The organism is Cupriavidus sp. 8B (assembly GCF_054589115.1).
Genome location: NZ_BAAILO010000321.1, coordinates 1 through 525, shown reverse-complemented (window position 1 = coordinate 525; position 525 = coordinate 1). Strand labels below are relative to the sequence as shown.

The 525-nt window shown below is 64.8% G+C and carries 1 protein-coding gene and 1 pseudogene; both read right to left on the bottom strand.

Annotation, left to right across the window (positions count from 1 at the left end):
• Positions 1–278 (bottom strand): annotated as a pseudogene (locus ACYP5B_RS32125) (hypothetical protein); the annotation flags it as partial.
• A 17-nt stretch (positions 279–295) separates the two neighbouring features.
• Positions 296–525 (bottom strand): transposase domain-containing protein (locus tag ACYP5B_RS32120; protein ID WP_459572336.1); only part of this gene is annotated, 230 nt, incomplete at its 5' end.

Below are 525 nucleotides of genomic sequence, written 5' to 3'. Positions count from 1 at the left end.
GCGGTGGCATCGGCGATGACCGCGGCATAGGGCAAGGCCCAGCGCCGGCGCGTAGCGGTATCCTCGACCACGGCCTGGGTCTGCCGAAGTTCGAGGATGCGGCCCTGCCGCACCGGCTGGGTCAGGTCGTCGGCCACGTAACTGACGGTCATACCGATATGCAGGTGCCGGCGGCTCTCCAGGATCCGCTTCGGATCGTCGAGCATCCGACCGATGGTCAGATACAAGCGGTACAGGTCGGCGCTCGGGGCGAGGCGCAATGCGTCAAGAATGTCCATGACGCACAGTTTACCGGTTAGCGTGACAGCGGTAGCAGTTCGTGGACCCGGCTGATGGGGTGGGCTGGCAGGCGCTCCAGGGTATCCTTGAGCCAGGCATAGGGCTCGATACCATTCAGACGACAGGTACCCAGCAGCGAGTACATCGTCGCGGCGGCACGCCCGCCACGCGGCGAGCCCACGAACATAAAATTCGCTCTGCCAACGGCAATTGGGCGGATGGCGCGCTCGAGGCGATTGTTGTCCG